This window comes from Streptomyces sp., assembly GCF_031181555.1.
In the GTDB taxonomy this organism is placed as follows: Bacteria; Actinomycetota; Actinomycetes; order Streptomycetales; family Streptomycetaceae; genus Streptomyces; species Streptomyces fimbriatus.
Window position 1 is genome coordinate 1 of record NZ_JAPSKQ010000317.1, and the last position, 2,765, is coordinate 2,765.

Here is a 2,765-nt window from a genome sequence, read left to right on the forward strand (position 1 = left end):
TCCGGCGCTCGGCGAGCTTGGTCGGAACGGACGGCATGCCGAGAGAAATCGCAGTCATCTGCTGTGCAACCCCAAGTCGTGGATCAAGGTCCGGCTCCCCGTGAGCAGCGGGCTCCGGGCTCCGAGATTACGGCAATGGCCAACGCCCGGGCACATCCCGTTCGTAAACCCACCCAAAGGACGACGGCCCGGAACGAAAGGGTTCCAGGCCATCGTGAACGGCAGGTGTCGCACGGCGGGCGCCGGACGGCGGGATCAGGAGATGCGCACCGGGTTCACCACGTCCGCGATGAGGACGAGGAGGGTGAAGCAGACGAAGATCCCGGCCACCACGTAGGCCACCGGCATCAGTTTCGCCACGTCGAACGGCCCCGGGTCGGGGCGGCGCAGCACCTTGGCGGTGTTGCGGCGCAGCGACTCCCACAGCGCGCCCGCGATGTGTCCGCCGTCGAGCGGCAGCAGCGGGAGCATGTTGAACAGGAACAGGGAGAGGTTGAAGCCCGCGAGCAGCATCACGAACATGGCCAGCTGCTGCGTGGCCGGGATGTCGAGCGTGGCGATCTCGCCGCCGACCCGGGCCGCGCCGACCACGCCCATCGGGGAGTCGGGCTCGCGCGGGCCGTCGCCGAAGGCCGCGTCCCACAGCGCGGGGATCTTGGACGGCAGGGCGGCGAGGGAGTCGACGGCGTCGCCGACCCGGTCGGTCATCCAGACCACGGAGTCGTCGAAGTCCTGTTTGACCACACCGGTGGCCGCGCTGAAGCCGAGGAAGCCGGCCTTGACGTACTCGCCCTCGACGTAGGCGCCGGCGGCGTCCTTCTTGGCGACCCGGTTGGTGGCGATCTTCGCGTGGAGGGTCACCTCCTGGCCCTTGCGGTCGACGACGATCGGCACCTCCTTGCCGGCGCTGTCGCGGATGAGGTCGGAGAGGGTGCCCCAGTCCTCGGTCCTGACCCCGTCGAAGGCGACGATCCTGTCCCCCGCCTTCATGCCTGCCGCGGCGGCCGGGGACTGGGGGTCGGACTTCTTGCACTCGTCGCGGTTCTCGCTCTGCGAGATGACGCACGGCGAGACCGAGCTGACGGTGGTGGTCTGCTGCTGGATGCCGAAGCCCATCAGCACGGTGAGGAACAGCACGACCGCGAGGACCAGGTTCATGAACGGGCCCGCGAACATGACGACGACCCGTTTCCACGGCTTGCGCGTGTAGAACAGGCGGCTCTCGTCGCCCGGTCTGAGCTCCTCGAACGCGGCGGAGCGGGCGTCCTCGATCATGCCGCGCCACGGTGAGGTGGAGCGGGCCTCCAGCCGGCCGTCGGGGCCGGGCGGGAACATGCCGATCATGCGGATGTAGCCGCCGAACGGGATCGCCTTGACGCCGTACTCGGTCTCGCCCTTGTGCCGCGACCACAGGGTCGGCCCGAAGCCGACCATGTACTGGGGCACGCGGATGCCGAACATCTTGGCCGTGGACAGGTGCCCGAGTTCGTGCCAGGCGATGGAGAACAGCAGGCCGACCGCGAAGACGACTATGCCGAGGATGAACATCAGGGTCGTCATGCACGCGCCTCCGCGCTCGCCGTCCGGACTGACAGTTCCCGGGCCCGCGCACGGGCCCAGGTCTCCGCTTCGAGGACGTCCGACACGGTCAGTGAGGTTCCCGATCCCGGCGTGCCGTGCTCCTCGACCACCCGCGTGACCGTCTCCATGATCCCGTTGAACGGCAGCGCGCCGGCGCGGAACGCCTCCACGCACTCCTCGTTGGCGGCATTGAACACCGCCGGGGCGGTGCCCGCGAGCTCGCCCACGTGCCGGGCGAGGTTCACCGAGGGGAACGCCTCGTTGTCCAGGGGGAAGAACTCCCAGGTGGACGCCTTGCTCCAGTCGAAGACCGGGGCGGCGTCGGGGACCCTCTCGGGCCAGCCGAGGCCGATGGCGATGGGCCCGCGCATGTCGGGGGGCGTCGCCTGGGCCAGGGTCGATCCGTCCGTGAACTCAACCATCGAGTGGACGTACGACTGCGGGTGCACGACGACCTCGATGCGGTCGAAGGGGATGTCGTACAGCAGGTGCGCCTCGATGACCTCCAGGCCCTTGTTGACGAGGGTCGCGGAGTTGATCGTGATCACCGGGCCCATCGCCCAGGTCGGGTGGGCGAGGGCGTCCTCGACGGTGACGTGCGCGAGCTCCTCCCTGGTCCGGCCGCGGAAGGGGCCGCCGGAGGCGGTGACGACGAGCTTGCGCACATCGGCGCGGGTGCCGGCGGCCAGCGCCTGGAAGAGCGCGGCGTGCTCGGAGTCGACCGGGATGATCTGCCCGGGCTTGGCCAGCGCCTTGACCAGCGGGCCGCCGACGATGAGCGACTCCTTGTTGGCGAGGGCGAGGGTGCGGCCCGCCTCCAGGGCGGCGAGGGTCGGCGCGAGTCCGATGGAGCCGGTGATGCCGTTGAGGACGGTGTGGCAGTCGGAGGCGGCGAGCTGGGTGGCCGCGTCCTTCCCGGCCAGGATCTCGGGCAGCGGCTCCCCCGCGTCGTACTGCGCGCGGAGCGCCTCGCGCAGGGCCGGTACGACGTCCTCGCGGGCGACGGCGACCGTGCGCACCCGCAGCCGGTGGGCCTGCTCGGCGAGGAGGGCGACCCGGCCGCCGTTGGCGGACAGGCCGGTGACCCGGAAGCGGTCGGGGTTGCGCAGCACGAGGTCGATGGCCTGGGTGCCGATCGACCCGGTGGAGCCGAGGATCACCACGTCCTTCGGGCCGTCTCCCGC

Annotated in this window: 2 protein-coding genes; both read right to left on the bottom strand. The window is 70.5% G+C overall.

The features are described 5' to 3' along the window. Positions 1–255: 255 nt before the first annotated feature. Positions 256–1,548, bottom strand: a complete 1,293-nt coding sequence (locus RIM90_RS31360) for a site-2 protease family protein (protein ID WP_309064124.1) — start codon at positions 1,546–1,548, stop codon at positions 256–258. Positions 1,549–1,556: 8 nt separating this feature from the next. Then, positions 1,557–2,765, bottom strand: a 1,209-nt coding sequence (gene dxr, locus RIM90_RS31365) for a 1-deoxy-D-xylulose-5-phosphate reductoisomerase (RefSeq protein ID WP_309064123.1), incomplete at its 5' end; no start/stop codon positions are given.